Raw genomic sequence first — 20,435 nt, 5'->3', positions numbered from 1 at the left:
CGTTATTCTTCGGTGGTGCACATCGCCGTGACGTACTTGCGCTTGGGCGAATTGATGTTGTCGGGCTGCCAGGATTGCATGGTGGCGACGTTGAACGCGCCGGGCTTGCCCAGTCCGCCTTCGGCATCGATGGCCATCATCTGCTTCATGCACATCTTGCCGCTGTCGACGCAGCGGTTCAGGATGGCGTCATACAGGTCGGGGGCGACGGCGGCGTAGTGGCGCACCGGTTCGCGTTCGCTGGGCACTTCGAGCTTCTGGTAGAGCGCGCGGCTCAACTCGCCGTCCTTGCCGGTCTTGACCTTGGCGATCCACTGGTCGAAGCCCTCGTGGCTCAGGCCGTGGAACTTGAAGCGCATGCCCGAGAAGCCGGCGCCGCTGTAGTTGGCGGAGAAGCCTTCGAACTCGCCCGGCTTGTTGATCACCGCGTTGAGCTTGGTCTGCATGCCCGGCATGGCGTAGATCTGGCCGGCCAGCGCAGGAATGAAGAACGAGTTCATCACCGAGGACGCCGTGATCCTGAATTCGATAGGGCGGTCCACCGGGGCCGCCAGTTCGTTCACCGTGGCGATGCCCTGCTCGGGGTAGATGAAGAGCCACTTCCAGTCGAGTGCCACCACTTCCACCACCAGCGGCTTGGTGTCCGCGGGAATGGGGCGCTGGGCGTCGATGCGGCGCAGCGGCTGGTAGGGGTCGAGGGTGTGGGTGCTGATCCAGGTGATGGCGCCCAGGGCGATGATGATGAGCAGCGGAGCCGCCCAGATCGCCAGTTCGAGCTGGGTCGAGTGGTCCCAGTCGGGGCTGTAGACGGCTTCCTTGTTCGACTGGCGGTAGCGCCAGGCGAAAAGGACGGTCAGGGCGACCACCGGGATGATGATGATCAGCATCAGCACGGTGGAGACGACGATGAGGCGTCCCTGCTGGCTGGCGATGTCGCCGGATGGGTTCATCAACACCGTGTTGCAGCCCGCCAGGAGCATGGCGGGAAGCAGCAGGAGCGATCGGCGAAGGTTCTTGAGGATGTGCATGCCGTGGGGAAAAGAGGTGCGAGGTCGGCGCAAAATGACCCCACAATCTACGCCGTGAGACGGGTTTTGCCTATTGGACGTTTTGTCCTATGGCGGTAAACGTCTTTCAGTGCGACGCTATAGGCTCTCCATGATCTTTTTGTGTCGCGTCCCGGCGTGGCATTCGAATTACAGCAAGCAATGACGACGTCCAGCATCAGTCCGCAAGGCGCCCATCCGCTGCCGAGCTCGCCCGAACGCGATGCCCGGCAGGGTGACGACCACTCGCACATCGCCCCGGGCGAAATCGCCGTCGGCGTGATCATCGGCCGGGCCTCCGAATATTTCGACTTCTTCGTCTACGGCATTGCTTCGGTGCTGGTGTTCCCGGCGGTCTTCTTCCCCTTCGAGCAGCATCTCGAAGGCGTGCTCTATTCGTTCCTGATCTTCTCCTTCGCCTTCATCGCACGTCCGTTCGGAACTGTCATCTCGATGGCCATCCAGCGACGTTTCGGGCGAGAGGCCAAGCTCACCTTGGCGCTTTTCGTGCTTGGCACCTCGACCGCCGGCATTGCCTTCCTGCCGGGCTACGCCAACCTTGGCTTCACGGCCATCGTGCTGCTGTCGGTGTTCCGCTTCGGCCAGGGCCTTGCGCTCGGCGGCTCTTGGGACGGCCTGCCGTCGCTGCTCGCACTCAATGCCCCGGCCAACCGCCGCGGCTGGTACGCCATGCTGGGCCAGCTCGGCGCGCCCATCGGCTTCTTCATTGCCAGCGCGCTGTTCGCTTTCCTGTACTCGAGCCTGCCGTCGGAAGACTTCCTCGACTGGGGCTGGCGCTACAGCTTCTACGTGGCCTTCGCCATCAACGTGGTGGCGCTGTTCGCCCGCCTGCGCCTGGTGGCCACGGACGACTACTCGCGCCTGCTCGAAGAGCGCGAACTGGAGCCCACCAGCGTCACCGACCTGGTCGGCTCGCAGGGCACCAACATCCTGATCGGCGCGTTCGCCGCATTGGCCAGCTATGCGCTGTTCCACCTGATCACCGTGTTCCCGCTGTCGTGGATCACGCTGTATTCCGACCAGTCCGTCACAGAATTCCTAGTAGTGCAGATGATCGGTGCAGTGCTCGGCGCGGCCGGCATCGTGGCCTCAGGCCTGCTGGCCGACCGCATCGGCCGCCGCTTCACGCTGGGCGGCCTGGCCGCCGTGATCGCTGCGTTCAGCGGCTTCGCCCCCACGCTGCTCGACGGCGGCCGGGTCGGGCAGGACATCTTCATTCTGGTCGGCTTCGTGATCCTGGGGCTGTCGTACGGCCAGGCGGCCGGTGCCGTCACCTCCAACTTCGCTCCCAAGTACCGCTATGTCGGCGCGGCGCTGACGGCCGACGTGGCCTGGCTGGTCGGTGCGGCGTTCGCGCCCCTGGTCGCCCTCGGCCTGTCGGCCCACTTCGGCCTGGCCTATGTGAGCGTGTATCTGTTGTCGGGTGCGGTTGCCACGCTGGCCGCGCTGGGCCTGAACCGCGCGCTGGTGCGCGACTGACAACGGCAACAACTGCTGACGTTTCTTTCAAAGGGGCCCACCGGGCCCCTTTTTCATTCTTTAGGATGCCCGCATGTTCGCCGCCGCCATCTTCGACATGGACGGACTGCTGATCGATTCGGAGAGGCCCATCATGGCCGCCTGGATCGAGGCCGCCCGCACGCTCGACATCGAGCTTTCCCATCACCAGTACATGCAGGTGGTGGGGCTGTCCACCATCGAGTCCGAGGTGGTTCTTGCCTCGTTCCTGGGCGGCATCGACGCCTACCGCCATGCGATCGAGCACGTGCGCAGCCAGCTGCAGCTGGAGCGCTCGGACGGCATGCCGCTGTTTCCCATCAAGGCCGGCGCGGCCGAGTTCCTGGAGGCGCTGCAGGCGCGGGGCATCCGCTGCGCCGTGGCGTCCTCGTCCACCCGCAGGCAGATCCAGGTCTGCCTCGGCAGCCTCGACCTACTGCATCACTTCTCGGCCCTCGCGGGCGGCGACGAAGTGGCCCGCGCCAAGCCCGATCCTGCGCTTTACCTGCTCGCGGCCGAGCGGCTGGGCGTGGCCCCGGCGGATTGCATCGCCTTCGAGGACAGCGAGAACGGTGCCAGGGCCGCATTGGCAGCGGGCATGCGCGTGGTGGTGGTGCCCGACCTCAAGCACCCCGCTGCGGCGATCGCCGAGCGCGCCTTCCACGTGTTCGATTCCCTGCATGCGGCAGTGCCTCATCTGCCGACATGGTTTCCCACTGCCGAGGCCACCGGGAAGCTCATGTGATCAAGATCGGCACGCTCTGCCACGTGCTCGACAGCTGCCTGGCGTCGCCGTTCACGGAGCGCGCCGTTGGGCGGATCGTGGAAGTGGTGTCGGCGCCCTACGACGCGCCGAGCGAGCGCTACCTGCCCGGCACGTACTACGACGTGCTGTTCGAGGGCTGGACCTTCTATTGCCGCAGCGACAAGCTCGTGCCCATCTCCGACCCCGATGCACAGGTCGATCGCTGGGAAGACGCGTTCCTCGAAGAACCGTTGGAACCGTTCCCGGCTCCCGCCGTTCAGAGCACTTCGTCGCGCAACTGCGGAAACACCTTCGAGACTTTTGCCAGCAGGTAGTCGCCGTAGCGGCCGCTGAACGCGTGCACATTGGCACGGTCCCAGCGTTCGGAACTGTCGTCCCGCGCTTCCGCGCCCGCCAGCCCTTCGATGCGCTGCACGCGCGCCTCGAAGTTCGGATCGAAGAAGAGCGGAAACGACAGCCGGTCGTGCCCCGAGGTGTTGCGCTTCACGCGATGCGGCGTCGACTTGTAGAGCCCGCCGGTCATGCGGTCGAGCATGTCGCCGATGTTGCAGACGAACGAACCGGCCACCGGCGGCGCGTCGATCCAGCCGCCCGGCGTGTGCACGGCGAGGCCGCCGATGTGGTCCTGGTGCAGGATCGTCAGCAGCCCGTAGTCGGTGTGCTCGCCCACGCCCCATTGCACGTCGAGGCCTTCGGGCACGGACTGCGTCGGGTAGTTGAACAGGCGGAACAGGATCAGCGGGTCGGCCGTGTAGCGCTCGGCGAAGTAGCCGGCCGGCAGGCCAAGGCTCAGCGCGATGCCTTCCATCAGCCGGTGGCCCAGTTGCGTGACGGCTGTCATGTAGTCGAGGATGGTCTCGCGAAAGCCCGGCACGTCCGGGAACAGGTTCGGTCCGTGCACCGGCGTTTTCGCCTGCACCAGCGGATGTGTGGCGGGCAGTTCGGTGCCGAGGTAGAGGCCTTCCTTCCAGTCGGGCCGGCCCGAGGTCAGTTCGCCGCCGAGCGGGAAGTAGCCGCGCCAGGCGCGCCCGCCGAGCGCCATGCGCCACTGCATCTTGGTTTCCTCGGGCAACTCGAAGAAGAAATGGCTCAGGGCTTCGAGCCGCTTCACCAGCGCCGGGGCCACGCCGTGGCCGGTCACGTAGAAGAAGCCGTGCGCACGGCAAGCGGCGCCGATCTGCGCCGCTACGGCGTCGCGCCCGGCCGAGCCCGCCACCAGCGGGGCCACGTCGATCAGGGGGAGGGATGAATCGGTCATGCGTCTCGTGCGAAAGGCGATCGGATGTCGGACAGGAACTGCTGCGCGCGCGGATGCTGCGGCCGGTTGAAGAAGTCGTCGGGCGTGGCGCGCTCGAGCACCTTGCCCTCGTCCATGAACAGCACGCGGTCGGCCACCTCGCGCGCAAAGCCCATCTCGTGCGTCACGCAGACCATGGTCATGCCGTCGCGCGTGAGGTCGCGCATCACCAGCAGCACCTCGCCGACCATCTCGGGGTCGAGCGCGCTGGTGGGCTCGTCGAACAGCATCAGCGGCGGCTGCATGGCCAGCGCGCGCGCAATGGCCACGCGCTGCTGCTGGCCGCCCGACAGCTCGCTGGGCCACGCGTCGGCCTTGTTCGCCAGGCCCACGCGCTGCAGAAGCGCCATCGCGCGCTCGTCGGCCTCCTTGCGCGACAGGCCGCGCAGCTGCATCGGCGCCATCGTGCAGTTCTGCAGCACCGTGAGATGCGGAAACAGGTTGAACTGCTGGAACACGAAGCCGATGCGCGAGCGGAAGGCGTTCACGTCGAGGCCGCTCGCATGGATGTCCTGGCCGTCGACCACGATGCGGCCCGACTGGATCGGCTCCAGGCGATTGAAGGTGCGGATGAGCGTCGACTTGCCCGAGCCCGAGGGCCCGCACACCACGACGACCTCGCCCTTGTGGATGGTCTCGCTGATGTCGACCAGCGCGTGGTAGCTGCCGTACCACTTGTTGACTTTTTCGAGTTCGATCATGCGGACACCTTGGCGCTGGCTGTGGAGATGCCGCGGCGCGCGAGCCGGCGCTCCAGCCAGTAGGCGAAGCGTGACAGGCCGAAGCAGAGAATGAAATACGTGCCACCCAGGATCAGGTAGATCTGCGCGGGCTTGGTGAACACCTGCGTGTTGATCTGCGTCGCGATGAACGACACCTCGGCCAGTCCGATGATGTAGCCCAGCGAGGTCTCCTTGATGGTCGAGACGAACTGGTTCACCAGCGAGGGCAGCATGCTGCGCAGCGCCTGCGGGAGCACCACGAGGCGCATCGCGCGGCCGTAGCCCAGGCCCAGCGCGCGGGCGGTTTCCATCTGCCCGCGCGGCAGGCCCTGAATGCCGGCGCGCACGATCTCGGCGAGGTAGGCTGCGTCGAACACCACCAGCGCGATCAGCATCGTGGTGAACTGGTCGGTCTTCACTCCGGTGACGCTGGGCAGGAAGAAGTAGGCCCAGAAGATCACCATGAGCAGCGGCAGCCCGCGCACCACGAACACGAAACCCGTGACCGGCCAGCGCAGCCAGCGCCACGGGCTGACGCGCGCCAGCCCGAGCACGATGCCCAGCGGCAGCGCCAGTACCAGTCCGCAGGAGGCCAGCAGCAGCGTGAGCACCAGCCCGCCGAGCGGCCCGTTGGGGTACTGCCCGATGAGGAAGTAGACCCAGTAGTCGTTGATGATCTGCAGCATCAGTGCGTCACCCCGTCATCGCATGTCGCGCGACGTAAGAAGCCGCGACGGCCAAGGCCAGGAACACCGCGGAACCGGCTTCGCCGGGCCGCAGGTGTTGCCCCCGGCGAGGAGGAAGGAGAAGCGACACGAAGTGCGCGCAGCCTGGGGGAGAACTTCATACCGTCCGCACCGGATAACGGTGGTGATACCAGGTCGCCAGCCCCGTGATCGCCAGCGACACCGTGAGGTAGGCCGCGCTCGCGAACGCAAAGGACTCGAAGCTGCGGAAGGTCGCGCTCTCGACCTGGCCGGCCTGGTACATCAGCTCCGCCACGCCGATCACCGTGGCGATGGAGGTGTTCTTCCACAGGCTCAGCGTCTGCGAGATGAGCGGCGGGATGGTCACGCGCAGCGCCTGCGGCAGCACCACGCGGCGCATGGTGGCGAGGTAGCTGAAGCCCATCGCGCGGCCCGCTTCGAACTGCACGGCGGGAATCGCGCGGATGCCGCTTCGGATGTCCTCCGCCATGAAGGCCGCCGTGTACAGCGCGAGCGCGATGATCGCGCTGTAGGCCTCGATGTGACCCTCGTAGAGCCACTGCTTGATGCCGTCGGGCAGCAGCTCGGGCGCGCCGAAGTACCAGAACAGCATGTGCGCGAGCAGCGGGATGTTCCGGATCGACTCGACATACGCGAAGCCGAGCCAGCGCAGCGGCGCGAAGGGCGACAGCCGAAGCAGCGCCACCACCAGCGCAATGGGCAGCGCCAGCACCAGCGAAGCCGCGAGCAGCTGCAGCGACAGCAGCAGGCCCGCGACCAGCATGTCGTGGTACTTGCCGGTGAGCAGCAAGGAATAGTCGAACAGGGGCATGGGGGCGACAGTATCACCGCCGCGAGCGGGGCGCTCCTCCCCGCTGGGGAGGGTTGGGATGGGGGCATGACGGCGTCTGGAAAGACGCGGCGCTCATGCCAAGGCCGCCTGTTCCCCATCCCGGCCTTCCCCCAGCAGGGGAAGGAGAAAGACCCGGGGCCGGGCTCAGTCGATCTTGTCGCTTTCGAGCTTGAAGTCGCGCGTCTGGAAGCCCGAGGCCGTGTTCGGGCCATACCATTTGATGAAGATCTTCTCGGCCTCGCCCGACTTCTCGAGCTCGCGCAGCGTGTCGTCCACCACCGCCTTCAGGCCGCTCTCACCCTTCTTGATGCCGATGGCCAGCGCCTCGGTGCTCAGGTTCTGCTTGAGGACCACGTACTGCGCCTTCTGCGGGCCCAGCTTGGCGTAGCTGCGCAGCAGCGCGGCCTCATCGTCCACGTAGCCCACGCCCTTGCCCTGCTGCAGCGCCTGGAAGGCCTGCTGGCTGGTGTCGAAGGTCACGACCTCGACGTTGGGCACGGCCTTGCGGATGTTCGGTTCCTGCGTGCCGCCGCGGATGGTCAGCACCTTCTTGCCTGCGAGCTGTGGCACTTCGGTGATGCCGCTGTCCTTCTTCACGATGGCCTTCTGGCCGGTCACGAAGGTGGTGAGCGAGAAGTCGATCTGCGCCTCGCGCTCCTTGTTGTGGGTGAGGCCCGCGGCCACCAGGTCCACGTGGCCCTGCTGCAGCTCGGGAATGCGCGCTGCCACCGCGATCTGCTTGAGCACCGGCTTCACGCCGATCTTCTTCGCGATGGCGTTCACCAGGTCCACTTCGTAGCCGACGATCTGGCGCGTCTTGGGATCGACGAACGTCGCGGGCTCGTCCGTGCCGAGCACGCCGACGACCAGTTCGCCCTTTTTCTTGACGTCGGCCAGCTGGTCGGCATGTGCGGCCGTGCCGAGCAGCAGGGTGGAAGCGGCCAGGGCCGCGGCAATGATATTCAAGCGCATGTTCTTCTCCTTCATGGAAAGCAGGGCGAGACCATATCAATAAAACTTCGAATCATTAAATGGTCAATTCATATATCGACATGTGTGGCCGCTATGAACGCATGAGGCTCATTGTTGCGGCTCCCACGGCATGGGATTGTCCGTGCCGCTGCTTCCGCAGTAGGGCCAAGGTTCGGCACCACGTGTGCCCGCATAGGAGCCGCTGAAGTGGGTCTTGAACAAATACCAGCCAGGTGAGCCGGGAGGCTCCGGCGTGCGAAAAAGCCTGCCGAGGAATGAGCGCGGGACCGGGGCTGGTGGCGGCGCGGACTCGAAGATGTCCAGCATCGTTTCGAGCGCTTGCCGCCACTTCGGCCCGGTGTGGATCATGCCGCCGATCTGTCGGGTGTCGAGATGAACGTACTCGAAGTGCGTCTGCGCCAGCAGCGCCGCAAATTGATCTGCCCAGAGAGGAGCGATCTGGGGGAAGCGAATCATCAGTGCCGCGCGCCGCGCATTGAACATGTCCATGGCTCGCACTCTCCTTTTCGAGAGGTAAGGCCAGACGTCATCCGGCTCGTCGGACTCCTTGTGCTCGGAAATGTCCTCGGGACTGAACAAGGCAAACCAGAACAGGGGGACGTGGTACTTGGAGAGCAGGTAGGGCGATGCTTCCGAAAGTTCTCCTCGCCCGGGCGGCGTTCTCGCGTTTGAAAAGTACAGCTCTGAATAGTCGCCCATGGGTTGCCTCGAAAAGCCGATCGTTTGTGAGTGCCATCGGCGGCGCGATCGCCGCGTGAGTGGCATTCTGCCTTTGGGTGTCTGTTGAAGGGGCCGATCAGGGGCTGGGTTAAATTCGCGGGCTTCCCCCGGTATCACATCAGCGAGGTCTTCATGATCATCAAACCGCGCGTGCGCGGCTTCATCTGCGTCACGACCCATCCCGCGGGCTGCGAAGCCAACGTCCGTCAGCAGATCGACTACGTCAAGGCCCGGCCGCCCATCGCAGGCGGCCCGAAGAAAGTGCTGGTCATCGGTGCGTCTACCGGCTACGGCCTGGCCGCGCGCATCACCGCGGCCTTCGGCTGCGGCGCCGACACGCTGGGCGTGTTCTTCGAGCGCGTAGGCACCGAGAACCGCCCGGGCTCGCCCGGCTGGTACAACACCGCCGCCTTCCATCGCGCCGCTGCAGAAGAGGGCCGCTATGCGAAGAGCATCAACGGCGACGGCTTCTCTGACGAGGTCAAGCAGCTCACCATCGACGCCATCCGTGCCGACCTCGGGCAGGTCGACCTCGTGGTCTACAGCCTGGCCGCGCCGCGGCGCACCCACCCGAAGACGGGACAGGTCTTCAACTCGGTGCTCAAGCCCATCGGCAAGTCCGTGAGCCTGCGCGGTCTCGACACCGACAACGCGGTGGTGAAGGAGTCGGTGCTCGAGCCCGCAACGCAGGAAGAGATCGACAACACGGTGGCCGTGATGGGCGGCGAGGACTGGCAGATGTGGATCGACGCGCTGCAGCAGGCCGGCGTGCTGGCCGATGGGGCGAAGACCACGGCCTTCACCTACCTGGGCGAGCAGATCACGCACGACATCTACTGGAACGGCTCCATCGGCGCCGCCAAGAAGGACCTGGACGAGAAGGTGCTGGGCATTCGTGCGAAGCTGGCCGCGAAGGGCGGCGACGCGCGCGTGTCGGTGCTGAAGGCGGTTGTCACGCAGGCCAGCTCGGCCATTCCGATGATGCCGCTGTACCTGTCGCTGCTGTTCAAGGTGATGAAGGCGCAGGGCACGCACGAAGGCTGCATCGAGCAGGTGCACGGCCTGTATGCCGAGAGCCTGTATGGCAGCGCGCCGCACCTCGACGAAGAGGGCCGGCTGCGCGCCGACCACAAGGAGCTGTCGCCGCAGGTGCAGTCGCGCGTGCAGGAACTCTGGCCGCAGGTGACCGACGGAAACCTCGACGCCATCAGCGATTTCGCGGGATACAGGACCGAATTTCTGAGGCTCTTCGGCTTCGCGGTCGAAGGCGTGGACTACGAGGCCGACGTGAATCCCGACGTGGGCATTCCGAACCTCGTGCAGGCCTGAAGGCCCCCGGAGGGATACTCGCGCCCATGCAGATTCAAGAAAAGCCGCCCGCCGGCACGCCGTTCGACTGGATCGGCGGCGAACCGAAGGTGGAGGCGCTGGTCGAGCGCTTCTACGACCTGATGGACCTCGAGCCGGCCTATGCGCAACTTCGCGCGGTGCATGGCACCAGCTTGGACAACGCGCGCCAGCGCCTGTTCTGGTTTCTGTGCGGCTGGCTCGGCGGGCCGCAGCACTACACCGACCGCTTCGGCCATCCGATGCTGCGCGCGCGCCACCTGCCGCAGAGCATCGGCGGCCACACCATCGGCATCAAGGAGCGCGACCAGTGGCTGGCCTGCATGGACCAGGCCATGGGCGAGACGGGCGTACCCGAGGACTTGCGCGCGCGCCTGCGCGACTCCTTCTTCAAGACCGCCGACTGGATGCGGTCATAGGCTCGCCCCGCAGGCTGCGCGCAATTTCGTGTCGCTACGCCAACTCCCTGCCGGGGAAACACCTGCGGCCCGGCAAAGCCGTTCCGCGGTGTTTCACGAAGGGGCAAGGCCGCTGGCGAACTGAACAAACATCGACTCGAAGGATCTTTTCCATGAATTCCATCGTCATCATCGGCGGCGGCCATGCCGCTGCGCAGCTGTGTGCCGGCCTGGCTGAAGCGGGGCAGGGGGCGCGCGTGCACCTCGTCTGCGAGGAAGCGTGCGAGCCGTACCACCGGCCGCCCCTTTCAAAGGCGTTCCTGAAGAGCGCAGAGGAAACGACGCAGCCTCACAAGGCGGCCGACTGGTATCGCGAAGCGGGCATCACGCTGCACCTGGGCGACGCGGCCATGGTCATCGACCGCGAGGCGCACACCGTCACGCTGCGTTCGGGCGCGGTGCTGCCGTGGCAGCAACTGGTGCTGGCCACCGGCACGCGCGCGCGGCAGATGCCCGAGCTGCAGGCCGGCCTCGAGAACGTGGCGAGCCTGCGCGCGGCCGACGAGGCGCATCGCCTGCGCTCGCGGCTGGCTGCGGCCGAGAACGTCACCGTGCTCGGCGGCGGCTTCATCGGGCTCGAGGTGGCCGCCACCGCCAAGGCACTCGGCAAGTCGGTGCAGGTGATCGAGAGCGCGCCGCGCCTGCTGGGGCGCGCCGTGTCGCCCGACCTGTCGGCGCACGTGCTTGCCACGCACCGTGCGAATGGCATCGACATCGTGCTCGGCGCGCAGACCGGTGCCTTCGAGGTGGCGGGCGAACGGCTGCTGTCGGTGCAGGTCAATGGCGTGAAGCAGCCGGTGGACCTGCTGCTGCTGGGCATCGGAGCGGTGCCCGAGACCGCGCTCGCGCAGGCGGCCGGCATCGAGTGCGCCGACGGCATCGTGGTCGACGAACACATGCGCACGAGCGCGCCCGACGTGCTCGCGGTGGGCGACTGCACGCGCTTTCCCGATCGCCGCGCGGGACGCGCGCTGCGGCTCGAGTCGGTGCAGAACGCCAACGACCAGGCCCGCACGGCCGTGGCCACGTTGACCGATGCCGCGCGCGCGCACGACGCGGTGGCGTGGTTCTGGTCGGACCAGGGCAGCATGCGCCTGCAGATGGCGGGCCTGATGCCGGCCGAAGGCACGCCGGGGCTCGTCAGCGTGCGCCGCGCGGGGCCGAAGCCCGATGCGTTCTCGCTGTTCCACTATGTCGACGGACAGCTTGTTTGCGTGGAGTCGGTGAACGCGCCGGTCGACCACATGATGAGCCGCAAGCTGCTCGAAGCAGGGCGCAACCCCGACGCCGCGGCAGTGGCGGACGCATCCATACCACTAAAGAATCACCTTTCGTAAGGCTGCCGGAAAGGCAAGAGAAAAAGCGCCGGAAACACACCGCAGGTCAGGCCAGGTTCACCAGTCTGTCACTCTGCTTTCAGAGACTGGTCTTCCTCTAGATTGCAGGGAGACCTTTCGATGAAGAACGCAGCAGTTGCGGTACCTTCCAGTTTTTCAAACCTCTCGCCGCTTCGGCGTGTTGCCCCGATGACCACCTGCGCCGCCGTGCTGGCTGCCGTGCTCTCGGCCTGCGGTGGCGGCAGCGGCGGCGGTGGCAACGTGGTGCTGCCGCCGGTGTCGCCCGCGCCGCCGGTCACGCCCGCCCCCGCGCCGGTACAAGCCGGCACGCGCGCCACGGTCGCGCTGCTCGAGACCACCGACCTGCACTTCAACGTGCGCAGCTACGACTACTTCAAGCTCGCCGAGGACAAGTCGTACGGCTACGAGCGCACCGCCACGCTGATCAACGCGGCGCGCAAGGAATTCCCGAACACGGTGCTGCTCGACAACGGCGACACGATCCAGGGCACTGCGCTGGCCGACTACGAAGCGCTGGTGAACCGCATTCCGTGCACGCAGCCGCTGTCGATCTACAAGGCCATGAATGCCACCGGCTACGACGCCGGCACGCTGGGCAACCACGAGTTCAACTACGGGCTCGACTTTCTCAACCAGGTGATCGGCGGCGGCCTCGACGTCGACGGCGTCGACGGCACCAAGGAGTGCGCCGGCCCGAACTTTCCGATGGTGCTGGCCAACGTGCAGAGCGTGAAGAGCGGCAAGCCGCTGCTGGCGCCCTACACCATCGTCACGAAGCAGTTCACTGCCACCGGACCCGACGGCAAGGCCGTGACGGTGCCGGTGAAGGTCGGCGTGATCGGCTTCACCACGCCCGGCATCCTGAACTGGGACAAGCGCTTCCTCGAAGGCAAGGTGAGCACCGAAGGCGCGGTCGAGTCGGCCACGAAGTACATCCCCGAGCTGCGCGCGCAGGGCGCCGACATCGTGGTGGCGCTGCAGCACGGCGGACTCGATGCCTCGCCGTACTCGCCGACGATGGAAAGCCCCGGCCTGTACCTGTCGAAGGTCCCGGGCATCGACGCTCTGATGATGGGGCACCAGCACGGCGTGTTCCCCGATCGCGGCACCAACCCTGGCTACAAGCAGGCCGGCGTGGACAACGCGGCGGGCACCGTGAACGGCGTGCCGGCCGTCATGGCCAGCTCGTGGGGCAAGGCGATGGGCCTCATCAAGCTGGAGCTCGTGTACGACGGCAAGGCCTGGAGCGTGGACAAGAGCAAGACCTTCGTCGAGGCGCGCTCCACGCAGACGGGCAAGGACGACGCGGGCAAGGCCATCTACGTCGATGCCGACCCGACGGTCGCACCGCTGATCGAAACGCAGCACCAGGCCGCCATCACGTATGTGAAGACGCCCATCGGCAGCACCGACTTCCGCATGAACACCTACTTCGCGGACGTGGGCGACCCGGGCGCGATCCAGATTGTGAACCAGGCGCAGGCGGACTATGTGAAGGCCTATATCCAGGCCAACCTGCCGCAGTACGCGAGCCTGCCGGTGCTGTCGGTGAGCGCGCCGTTCAAGTCGGGCTACGAAGGCGGACGCGACTACACCGACGTGGCCGTGGGCAACCTGGCGATCTTCAACGCAGCCGACCTTTACCTGTACCCGAACACGGTGTACGCGGTGAAGGTGACGGGTGCGGAAATCAAGGCCTGGCTCGAAGCGGCCGCCAAGCGCTTCAACCGCATCGACCCGGCGCTCACCACCGACCAGCAGCTGATCAGCACCTTCCCGGGCTACAACTTCGACATGTTCACCACGCCCGACGTGCAGTACGAGATCGACGTGACGCAGGTCGTGGGCAGCCGCATCAGGAACCTGTCGTACCTGGGCGCGCCGATCGACCCGGTGAAGGAGTTCGTCATCGCGACGAACAACTACCGCGCGACGAGCGGCGCGAGCTTCATCCCGGCACTGGACGGACGCGCGACGATCTATGCATCGCCCGATGCGAACCGCGACGTGCTGATCGACTACATCAAGACCCACAAGACCATCACCCGGGCCGCCAATGGCGCGGAGCGCAGCTGGCGCTTCACGAAGGTGACGACAGCGGGCAACGTGGTGTTCACGTCGGGGCAGGGGCAACTGGGCGCCGCGACGGACGCGGGCTTGGCGAACATCTCGCTGCTGACCGCGGACGACGGCAGCGGCAAGGGACGCTCGGTCTACAGGCTCGATCTGGGCAATTAGTCTGCGGGAACTTTTCCCTCTCCTCTTGGGAAGAGGGCAGGGTGAGGGCCGGCGCCGCAGACGAGGTGCGGCGCCGGTCGGGCCGCCAATCCCTCACGCCACCTCTCCCCCTCAGTGGGAGAGAAAGCAGGTCAGCGCCGCACGGGGGCCAGCAGCACCACCAGCGCCCCGGCTCCGCCTTCGGCCGGCTTCGCCTGCACGAACGCGATCACTTCGTTCTTCTGGATCAGCCAGCGCTGCGTCTTGGTCTTCAGCACCGGTTGCTTGCCCGGTGAGCCCAGCCCCTTGCCGTGCACCACGCGCACGCAGCGCAGGCCCTGCTTGTGCGCGTTGCGAATGAAGCCGCCGAGCGCCTCGCGCGCCTCGTCGCTGCGCAGGCCGTGCAAGTCGACCTGCGCCTGGATCGCCCAGTCGCCCTTGCGCAGCCGCGCCGTCACGTCGGTGCCGATGCCGGGGCGGCGGAAGCTCATGGCGTCGTCCACGTCGAGCAGCGTGGTCACGTCGAACTCGTCGGAGAGCGACTCGCGCAGCACGCGCTGCTCGTCGAGCTGGTGCTGCACCGGGATCGGCGCGGGAGGCTCGGGCGCGAGCGGCACGACGGCCTTGCGCCGCAACGGCTCGGTGGCGCCGATGGCGCGGGCGAAGAGGTCCTTTTCGGCGGCGCGCTTGCGTTCGGCCGCAGCCTTGGCGGCAGCCTCCGCCGCTTCACGCTCGCGGGTTTCGGCCAGCGTGCGCTGCACCTGCTTGAGATCCGCCAGGTTCTTCAGCGACGGCGCCTTGGAGGGTGGCCGCGACGCCATCAGAGCAACCCTCCCTCTGCCATCGAGAAACTGCATCCGGGCGCCACGATGATGTGATCGATCACGCGCACGTCGACCAGCGCGAGCGCGGCGCGCAATGTCTGCGTGAGCGATTCGTCGGCGCGCGAGGGCTCGATGTTGCCGCTCGGGTGGTTGTGCGAGAGCACCACGGCCGCGGCCTGGTGCTGGATGGCGCGGGTGACGACCTCGCGCGGATAGACGCTGGTCTGCGTGAGCGTGCCGCGGAACATCTCCTCGAGTGCAATCATGCGGTGCTGCGCGTCGAGGAACACCACCGCGAACACTTCGTGGGGGCGCGTGCCGATGTGCATCTGCAGGTAATGTTTGACCGCGCCGGGCGAATCGAACACCGGGCGCGTCCTGAGTTTCTCGCTCATCGCGCGGCGTGCGAGCTCGAGCACGGCGACGAGCTCGGAGCGCTTGGTGCTGCCGCCCATGCCCTTGACGGCCTTGAGATCTTCAGGGCCGGTGTGCAGCAGGCCCGACAGGCCGCCGAATCGCTCGAGCAGCTGCTGCGCGAGCTGCAGCACGTTCTGGCCCGCCACGCCGGTGCGCAGGAGCAGGGCGAGCAGCTCGGCGTCCGCCAGTGCGGAGGCGCCGCGTGCGATAAGTTTTTCGCGCGGGCGGGCGTCTAGAGGGAGATCCTTGAATGCCATGAAACCCTGTGGAAACCTTGGAGGAGCCGGGTCGAAGCCCCGATCCTTAAAATGAAGCCCAGTTTATCGGGACACCCACCTTGTCTTTGCCCACCTCTGATGCCTCCATGTCCCAAGTCGTGACTTCCGGCTCCTTCCTGACCCTGCATTACCGGCTTGCCGGTCCGGCGGGCGACATCATCAACACTTTCGCCGACAAGCCCGCGACCCTGTCGCTGGGCACCGGGGAGCTTTCGCCGGCCATGGAGCAGCGGCTGATGGGCCTCGAAGAGGGCACCCACGCCACCTTCGAACTGCCGGCCGGCGAGGCTTTCGGCGAGCGCAATCCCGACATGCAGCAATGGGTGGCCAGGAAGCTGCTCGCGCAGATGGGCGACCCCGACGAGAAATACGCCGTGGGTGACGTGGTGCAGTTCCCCACGCCCGACGGCACCGGCAGCTACGCCGGCGCGGTCATCGAGTCGAGCGACACCGCGGTGCGCTTCGACTTCAACCACCCGCTGGCCGGGCAGCCCGTCACCTTCGAAGTGAAGCTGATCGGAGTCCTATGAATTCCGACATCTCGGAAGTCCTCCTCGCCGAGCCGCGCGGTTTCTGCGCAGGCGTCGACCGCGCCATCGAGATCGTGGAGCGCGCCATCGCCAAGTTCGGCGCGCCGATCTACGTGCGCCACGAGATCGTGCACAACACCTATGTGGTGAACGAACTTAAGGCCAAGGGCGCAATCTTCATCGAGGAGCTCTCCGACGTGCCGCCCGGCGCCACGCTGGTATTCAGCGCGCATGGCGTGAGCAAGGCCGTTGAGCAGGAGGCGCGCGACCGCGGTTTCTCGATCTTCGACGCCACCTGCCCGCTGGTGACCAAGGTGCACGTCGAGGTGGCCAAGCTTGCGAAGGAGGGCTACGAGTTCATCATGATCGGCCACAAGGGGCACCCCGAGGTCGAAGGCACGATGGGCCAGCTCTCCAGCGGCATTCACCTGGTGGAAGACGTCGAAGACGTAGCCCGCGTGGCGCCGTTGCAGACCGAGAAGCTCGCCGTGGTCACCCAGACCACGTTGAGCGTGGACGACGCGGCGGACATCGCCGCCGCCGTGCGCGCACGCTTTCCGGCCGTGCGCGAGCCCAAGCAGCAGGACATCTGCTACGCGACCCAGAACCGCCAGGACGCGGTGAAGATCATGAGCCCGCAGGTCGACCTCGTGATCGTGGTCGGCAGCCCCACCAGCTCCAACAGCAACCGCCTGCGCGAGCTGGCGCAGCGGCTGGGCACCGAGAGCTACATGGTCGACTCCGCCGCCGAACTCCAGCCCGAGTGGTTCGAGGGCAAGACGCGCATCGGCCTCACCGCCGGCGCTTCGGCACCCGAGGTGCTGGTACGCGAAGTGATCGACCGCGTGCGCGCGCTCGGTGCGGTGTCGGTCCGCAAGATGGACGGCATCGAGGAAACCATCAAGTTCCCGCTTCCCAAGGGCCTCAAGCTCGACGACATCCCGCCTCCAGGACATATCTCTTGAACGACACGCAAACGACCGGCTGGCGCTCTGAAATCGATAGCGCCTCCCAGAGACTGGGCGCCCGTGCAGGCCATTTCCTGCGCGAGACGCCGTTGTGGAAGCTGCCCGCGGCGGCATTCGGCGTCGCGGTGCCGGGCGCCGAGGTGTGGCTCAAGCTCGAGCACATGCAGGTCAGCGGCAGCTTCAAGGCGCGCGGCATGATGAACCGGCTGCTGGCCAACGACATCCCCGAGAGCGGCGTGGTCGTGGCCTCGGGTGGAAACGCCGGCATTGCCACGGCCGCCGCGGCGCAGGCGCTGGGCGTGCCGTGCCAGGTGTTCCTGCCTGGCGTGTCGCCCGAAGCCAAGCGTGCGCGCCTGCGCGCGCTGGGCGCCGAGGTGGTCGTCGTCGGAGAGCTGTACCCCGACGCGCTGGCTGCCTGCCTGACGCGTCAGAAGGAATCCGGTGCCTTGCTCACGCATGCCTACGACCAGCCCGAAGTGGTGGCCGGCGCCGGCACGCTCGGCCGCGAGATCGAGCAACAGGGCGGATTGCCGGATGCGGTGCTGGTGAGCGTCGGCGGCGGCGGCCTGATCGGCGGGCTCGCAGGCTGGTTCGAGAAGCGCGCCCGCGTGGTTGCGCTCGAGCCCGAGAAGGCGCCGACGCTATACCGCGCCCGCGAGGCCGGCGAACCGGTCGACGTGGAGGTTGGCGGCATCGCGGCCGATTCGCTCGGCGCGCGGCGCATCGGTGCCATTGCGTGGGAAATCACGCAACGGCAGGTCGAACACGCGCTGCTGCTGTCCGACGCCTCGATCCGCACGGCCCAGCAGTGGCTGTGGAAGGAACTCAAGCTGGCCGTGGAGCCGGCCGCCGCTTTGCCGCTGGCGGCACTGCAGACCGGTGCCTACGTGCCGCGCGAAGGCGAGAAGGTGTGCCTGATCGTGTGCGGCGCCAACGTCGACCCCGCCACCGTCGCCTGACCACCCACCCCTAGAATCGCCCGATGCTCGACATCACCCTGCTCCGCAAAGACCTGGCCTCCGCCGTGGCCGGCCTCGAAAAACGCAAGAAGAACCAGCCCTATCTCGACGTCTCGGCGTTCACCGCGCTCGAGGCCGAGCGCAAGACGCTGCAAACCCGCACCGAGGAAATCCAGGCGCGCCGCAACACGCTGAACAAGCAGATCGGTCCGCTGAAGGCCAAGGGCGAGCCGGTCGACGCGCTGATGGCCGAGGTCAATGCACTGAAGGCCGAGCAGGAGTCGCAGTCGAAACGCCTCGACGAGATCCAGCCCGAACTCCATGCGCTGCTGCTCGCCGTGCCGAATCTGCCGCACGCCAGCGTGCCGCTCGGCGAAGACGAAACGGGCAACGTCGAAATGCGCCGCTGGGCGCCGCAGGGCGGCGCGGGCGCAAATGCCGTGCCTCTGGGCTTCGCTCCCAAGGACCACGTCGACCTAGGCGCGCCGCTGGGGCTCGATTTCGAGATGGGAGCCAAGCTCGCCGGCTCGCGCTTCACCGCCATGAAGGGCCCGATCGCACGCCTGCACCGCGCGCTGGCGCAGTTCATGATCGACACGCAGACCGAGAAGCACGGCTATACCGAGTGCTACGTGCCTTACATCGTCAACGCCGCCACGCTCAGCGGTACCGGCCAGTTGCCCAAGTTCGAGGGCGACCTGTTCGCCGCCAAGAAGGGGGGCCAGGACGGCGAGCCAGCGCCCGACCACTCGGCGCTGTACCTCATCCCGACCAGCGAAGTGCCGCTGACCAACTTCGTGCGCGACGAGGTCGTTGCCGAGTCGCAGTTGCCGATCAAGCTCACCGCCCACACGCCGTGCTTCCGCTCGGAAGCAGGCAGCGCCGGCCGCGACACGCGCGGCATGATCCGCCAGCACCAGTTCGACAAGGTCGAGATGGTGCAGATCGTGCATCCCGAGAAGAGCTACGACGCGCTCGAGCAGATGACCGGACATGCCGAGGCCGTGCTGCAGGCGCTGGAACTGCCGTACCGTGTGGTGCTGCTTTGCACCGGCGACATGGGCTTTGGCTCCACCAAGACCTACGACCTCGAAGTGTGGCTGCCCGCGCAGGACACGTACCGCGAGATCAGTTCCGTATCGAACTGCGAAGCCTTCCAGGCCCGCCGCCTGCAGGCTCGCTTCAAGAACGCCAACGGCAAGAACGAACTCGTGCACACGCTCAACGGCTCCGGCCTGGCAGTGGGCCGCGCGATGGTTGCCGTGCTCGAAAACCACCAGAACGAAGACGGCTCGATCAACGTGCCGAAGGCGTTGCGTCCGTACATCGGTGGGATTGAAGTTTTGCGCGCCTGACACTTTTTGCCGAAACGCCCGAAATTTGCCTCTATAATCGAAGGCTCGACAGACACCGGAGAGGTGGCAGAGTGGTCGAATGTACCTGACTCGAAATCAGGCGTACTAGCGATAGTACCGAGGGTTCGAATCCCTCCCTCTCCTCCAAGAATGGCCCCGCAAGGGGCTATTTTTTTGCCTGTTCGTGTCGATATCCGTGTGAGCGAGGCGTCTTTCCGTGGTTGGCGTTCAAGGCCATCAGCGAACGCCGAAGCTTCGTTTTGCCAAGCCACGTGCCGGACGTTCCTGTCGTCGTTGCTGGCACCAAGTGCCTTGGCGCACGACGAGGCCAGCCTCGCACGACGTCATTCCAATCTTGCTTCGTCACCCCGGCCCCTGTGGCCACTTTTTCCCGATTCATGACGCCCCTCAGATTCTGTCCGCTGCTCGCCGTCCTCGCGTCACTCTGCATTGCCGCCCCCGCCATTGCCGCCGACAAGGCCGCATTCGATTCCCCGGAAACGGAAAAATTCGTCCGCCGCCTGACCGCCGATCTCGACGCAAAAAGGCTGGCGCAGGTCGACAGCGTTTCGCTCGGACGCGACTACCGCACGAATGAAGTCGCGGCGGACAGCAAGTACAAGGGCAAGTACCTCTTCGTGAAGGCGACTGTCGAGTCCGTGCGCAAGGATGCGTTCGGCAACATCGTGGTCATGGTGCGTTCCGACAACCAGTTCATGCCCAACAGTGCACGTCTCGACAAGACGGTTGCCGTGATCACCGGCCTCGAAAACAACGCCAAGCTCATATCGATGAAGACCGTGCCTGCCGCAGATGCCGCAGGCGCCCTCACGAAGGGGCAGAAGCTGCGCGTGCTCTGCCAGGGCGATGGCATGCTCATTGGCGGCGTGATGCTGGCGGTGTGCGACACGATCAGCCGATAGCAGCCATTCGATCCGGGCTCTTTGCCCGCCTGGCGCCTTTCGAATCGCAAGCCCCGCAAGGGGCTTTTTGCTGTGCCGGTCGGGAGCGGCGGCCAGCAGCGGCTGGCCGCGAAAGCGGCAGACCGCCAGGGTTTTCCATTACGCAAAGCCACGCACACCGCCCGCGCAGTCAGACGGAT

General features: G+C 66.3%; 21 protein-coding genes and 1 tRNA gene. 13 read left to right on the top strand and 9 right to left on the bottom strand.

Translation table 11 applies throughout. The features are described 5' to 3' along the window. Window positions 1-2 precede the first annotated feature (2 nt). Window positions 3-1,028: a ubiquinol oxidase subunit II gene (cyoA, locus tag AACL56_RS22490; protein WP_339092017.1), complete on the bottom strand. Its 1,026-nt coding sequence runs from the start codon at window positions 1,026-1,028 to the stop codon at window positions 3-5. Between the two features lie 180 nt (window positions 1,029-1,208). Between cyoA and AACL56_RS22485 the strand changes: the two genes are divergently transcribed. The 3 genes from AACL56_RS22485 to AACL56_RS22475 all read left to right on the top strand — a co-directional run bounded on the left by AACL56_RS22485 (window position 1,209) and on the right by AACL56_RS22475 (window position 3,644). Further along, window positions 1,209-2,546, top strand: a complete 1,338-nt coding sequence (locus AACL56_RS22485) for an MFS transporter (protein WP_339092016.1) — start codon at window positions 1,209-1,211, stop codon at window positions 2,544-2,546. A gap of 73 nt (window positions 2,547-2,619) precedes the next feature. Beyond that, complete coding sequence (locus tag AACL56_RS22480; RefSeq protein WP_339092015.1) at window positions 2,620-3,309, top strand: HAD family hydrolase; 690 nt, start codon at window positions 2,620-2,622, stop codon at window positions 3,307-3,309. Beyond that, window positions 3,306-3,644: a hypothetical protein gene (locus AACL56_RS22475; protein ID WP_339092014.1), complete on the top strand. Its 339-nt coding sequence runs from the start codon at window positions 3,306-3,308 to the stop codon at window positions 3,642-3,644. Before AACL56_RS22480 ends, AACL56_RS22475 begins: the two co-directional genes overlap by 4 nt. Here AACL56_RS22475 and AACL56_RS22470 read toward each other — a convergent pair. The 6 genes from AACL56_RS22470 to AACL56_RS22445 all read right to left on the bottom strand — a co-directional run bounded on the left by AACL56_RS22470 (window position 3,587) and on the right by AACL56_RS22445 (window position 8,601). Further along, window positions 3,587-4,588, bottom strand: a complete 1,002-nt coding sequence (locus tag AACL56_RS22470; RefSeq protein WP_339092013.1) for an isopenicillin N synthase family dioxygenase — start codon at window positions 4,586-4,588, stop codon at window positions 3,587-3,589. The two genes, AACL56_RS22475 and AACL56_RS22470, sit on opposite strands and share 58 nt — an antisense overlap. Then, entirely contained in the window at window positions 4,585-5,328 is a 744-nt protein-coding gene (locus tag AACL56_RS22465; RefSeq protein ID WP_339092012.1) for an amino acid ABC transporter ATP-binding protein, read from the bottom strand. Before AACL56_RS22465 ends, AACL56_RS22470 begins: the two co-directional genes overlap by 4 nt. Next, a complete protein-coding gene (locus tag AACL56_RS22460) occupies window positions 5,325-6,035 on the bottom strand; it encodes an amino acid ABC transporter permease (RefSeq protein ID WP_339092011.1) in 711 nt (236 codons plus the stop codon). The genes AACL56_RS22465 and AACL56_RS22460 overlap by 4 nt, the downstream gene beginning before the upstream one ends. A 157-nt stretch (window positions 6,036-6,192) precedes the next feature. Continuing rightward, window positions 6,193-6,888 carry an amino acid ABC transporter permease gene (locus tag AACL56_RS22455; RefSeq protein WP_339092010.1) on the bottom strand — a complete coding sequence of 232 codons (696 nt, stop codon included), beginning with the start codon at window positions 6,886-6,888 and terminating at the stop codon, window positions 6,193-6,195. Between the two features lie 165 nt (window positions 6,889-7,053). Then, a complete protein-coding gene (locus tag AACL56_RS22450) occupies window positions 7,054-7,881 on the bottom strand; it encodes an ABC transporter substrate-binding protein (RefSeq protein WP_339092009.1) in 828 nt (275 codons plus the stop codon). 108 nt (window positions 7,882-7,989) lie between these two features. Further along, window positions 7,990-8,601, bottom strand: a complete 612-nt coding sequence (locus AACL56_RS22445; protein WP_339092008.1) for a hypothetical protein — start codon at window positions 8,599-8,601, stop codon at window positions 7,990-7,992. A gap of 153 nt (window positions 8,602-8,754) precedes the next feature. On the opposite strand from AACL56_RS22445, the gene fabV reads away from it, so the two are divergent. The 4 genes from fabV to AACL56_RS22425 all read left to right on the top strand — a co-directional run bounded on the left by fabV (window position 8,755) and on the right by AACL56_RS22425 (window position 14,023). Continuing rightward, a complete protein-coding gene (gene fabV, locus AACL56_RS22440) occupies window positions 8,755-9,951 on the top strand; it encodes an enoyl-ACP reductase FabV (RefSeq protein ID WP_339092007.1) in 1,197 nt (398 codons plus the stop codon). Window positions 9,952-9,977: 26 nt separating this feature from the next. After that, on the top strand, window positions 9,978-10,388 hold the full coding sequence (locus AACL56_RS22435) for a group II truncated hemoglobin (RefSeq protein ID WP_339092006.1): 411 nt from the start codon (window positions 9,978-9,980) through the stop codon (window positions 10,386-10,388). 152 nt (window positions 10,389-10,540) lie between these two features. Further along, window positions 10,541-11,764 carry an NAD(P)/FAD-dependent oxidoreductase gene (locus AACL56_RS22430; protein WP_339092005.1) on the top strand — a complete coding sequence of 408 codons (1,224 nt, stop codon included), beginning with the start codon at window positions 10,541-10,543 and terminating at the stop codon, window positions 11,762-11,764. A gap of 189 nt (window positions 11,765-11,953) precedes the next feature. Then, window positions 11,954-14,023, top strand: coding sequence for a bifunctional 2',3'-cyclic-nucleotide 2'-phosphodiesterase/3'-nucleotidase (locus tag AACL56_RS22425; RefSeq protein WP_339092004.1), 2,070 nt, complete (start codon window positions 11,954-11,956; stop codon window positions 14,021-14,023). 131 nt (window positions 14,024-14,154) lie between these two features. Here AACL56_RS22425 and AACL56_RS22420 read toward each other — a convergent pair whose 3' ends face one another. Both AACL56_RS22420 and radC read right to left on the bottom strand, forming a co-directional pair. Next, window positions 14,155-14,823 (bottom strand): Smr/MutS family protein, encoded by a 669-nt coding sequence (locus AACL56_RS22420; protein ID WP_339092003.1) that lies wholly within the window; start codon window positions 14,821-14,823, stop codon window positions 14,155-14,157. Further along, window positions 14,823-15,500, bottom strand: a complete 678-nt coding sequence (radC, locus tag AACL56_RS22415) for a RadC family protein (protein ID WP_339092002.1) — start codon at window positions 15,498-15,500, stop codon at window positions 14,823-14,825. The genes AACL56_RS22420 and radC overlap by 1 nt, the downstream gene beginning before the upstream one ends. Window positions 15,501-15,607: 107 nt before the next feature. Here radC and AACL56_RS22410 point away from each other — a divergent pair, with 107 nt between their 5' ends. From AACL56_RS22410 to AACL56_RS22385, 6 genes are all read left to right on the top strand, one after another. After that, window positions 15,608-16,051 (top strand): FKBP-type peptidyl-prolyl cis-trans isomerase, encoded by a 444-nt coding sequence (locus AACL56_RS22410; RefSeq protein ID WP_339092001.1) that lies wholly within the window; start codon window positions 15,608-15,610, stop codon window positions 16,049-16,051. After that, window positions 16,048-17,016 (top strand): 4-hydroxy-3-methylbut-2-enyl diphosphate reductase, encoded by a 969-nt coding sequence (gene ispH / locus AACL56_RS22405; protein WP_339092000.1) that lies wholly within the window; start codon window positions 16,048-16,050, stop codon window positions 17,014-17,016. The genes AACL56_RS22410 and ispH overlap by 4 nt, the downstream gene beginning before the upstream one ends. After that, window positions 17,013-17,978 (top strand): threonine/serine dehydratase, encoded by a 966-nt coding sequence (locus AACL56_RS22400; protein WP_339091999.1) that lies wholly within the window; start codon window positions 17,013-17,015, stop codon window positions 17,976-17,978. Before ispH ends, AACL56_RS22400 begins: the two co-directional genes overlap by 4 nt. Before the next feature lie 23 nt (window positions 17,979-18,001). Next, a complete protein-coding gene (gene serS, locus AACL56_RS22395) occupies window positions 18,002-19,333 on the top strand; it encodes a serine--tRNA ligase (protein WP_339091998.1) in 1,332 nt (443 codons plus the stop codon). 57 nt (window positions 19,334-19,390) lie between these two features. Further along, window positions 19,391-19,480: transfer RNA gene (locus AACL56_RS22390), tRNA-Ser, on the top strand. Between the two features lie 251 nt (window positions 19,481-19,731). Then, complete coding sequence (locus AACL56_RS22385; protein WP_339091997.1) at window positions 19,732-20,256, top strand: OB-fold protein; 525 nt, start codon at window positions 19,732-19,734, stop codon at window positions 20,254-20,256. The last annotated feature ends 179 nt before the right edge of the window (window positions 20,257-20,435 follow it).

This window comes from Variovorax paradoxus, from assembly GCF_902712855.1.
In the GTDB taxonomy this organism is placed as follows: domain Bacteria; phylum Pseudomonadota; class Gammaproteobacteria; order Burkholderiales; family Burkholderiaceae_C; genus Variovorax; species Variovorax paradoxus_Q.
The sequence above is the reverse complement of the archived record's forward strand: the minus strand, read 5'-3'. Positions and strand labels throughout refer to the sequence as shown.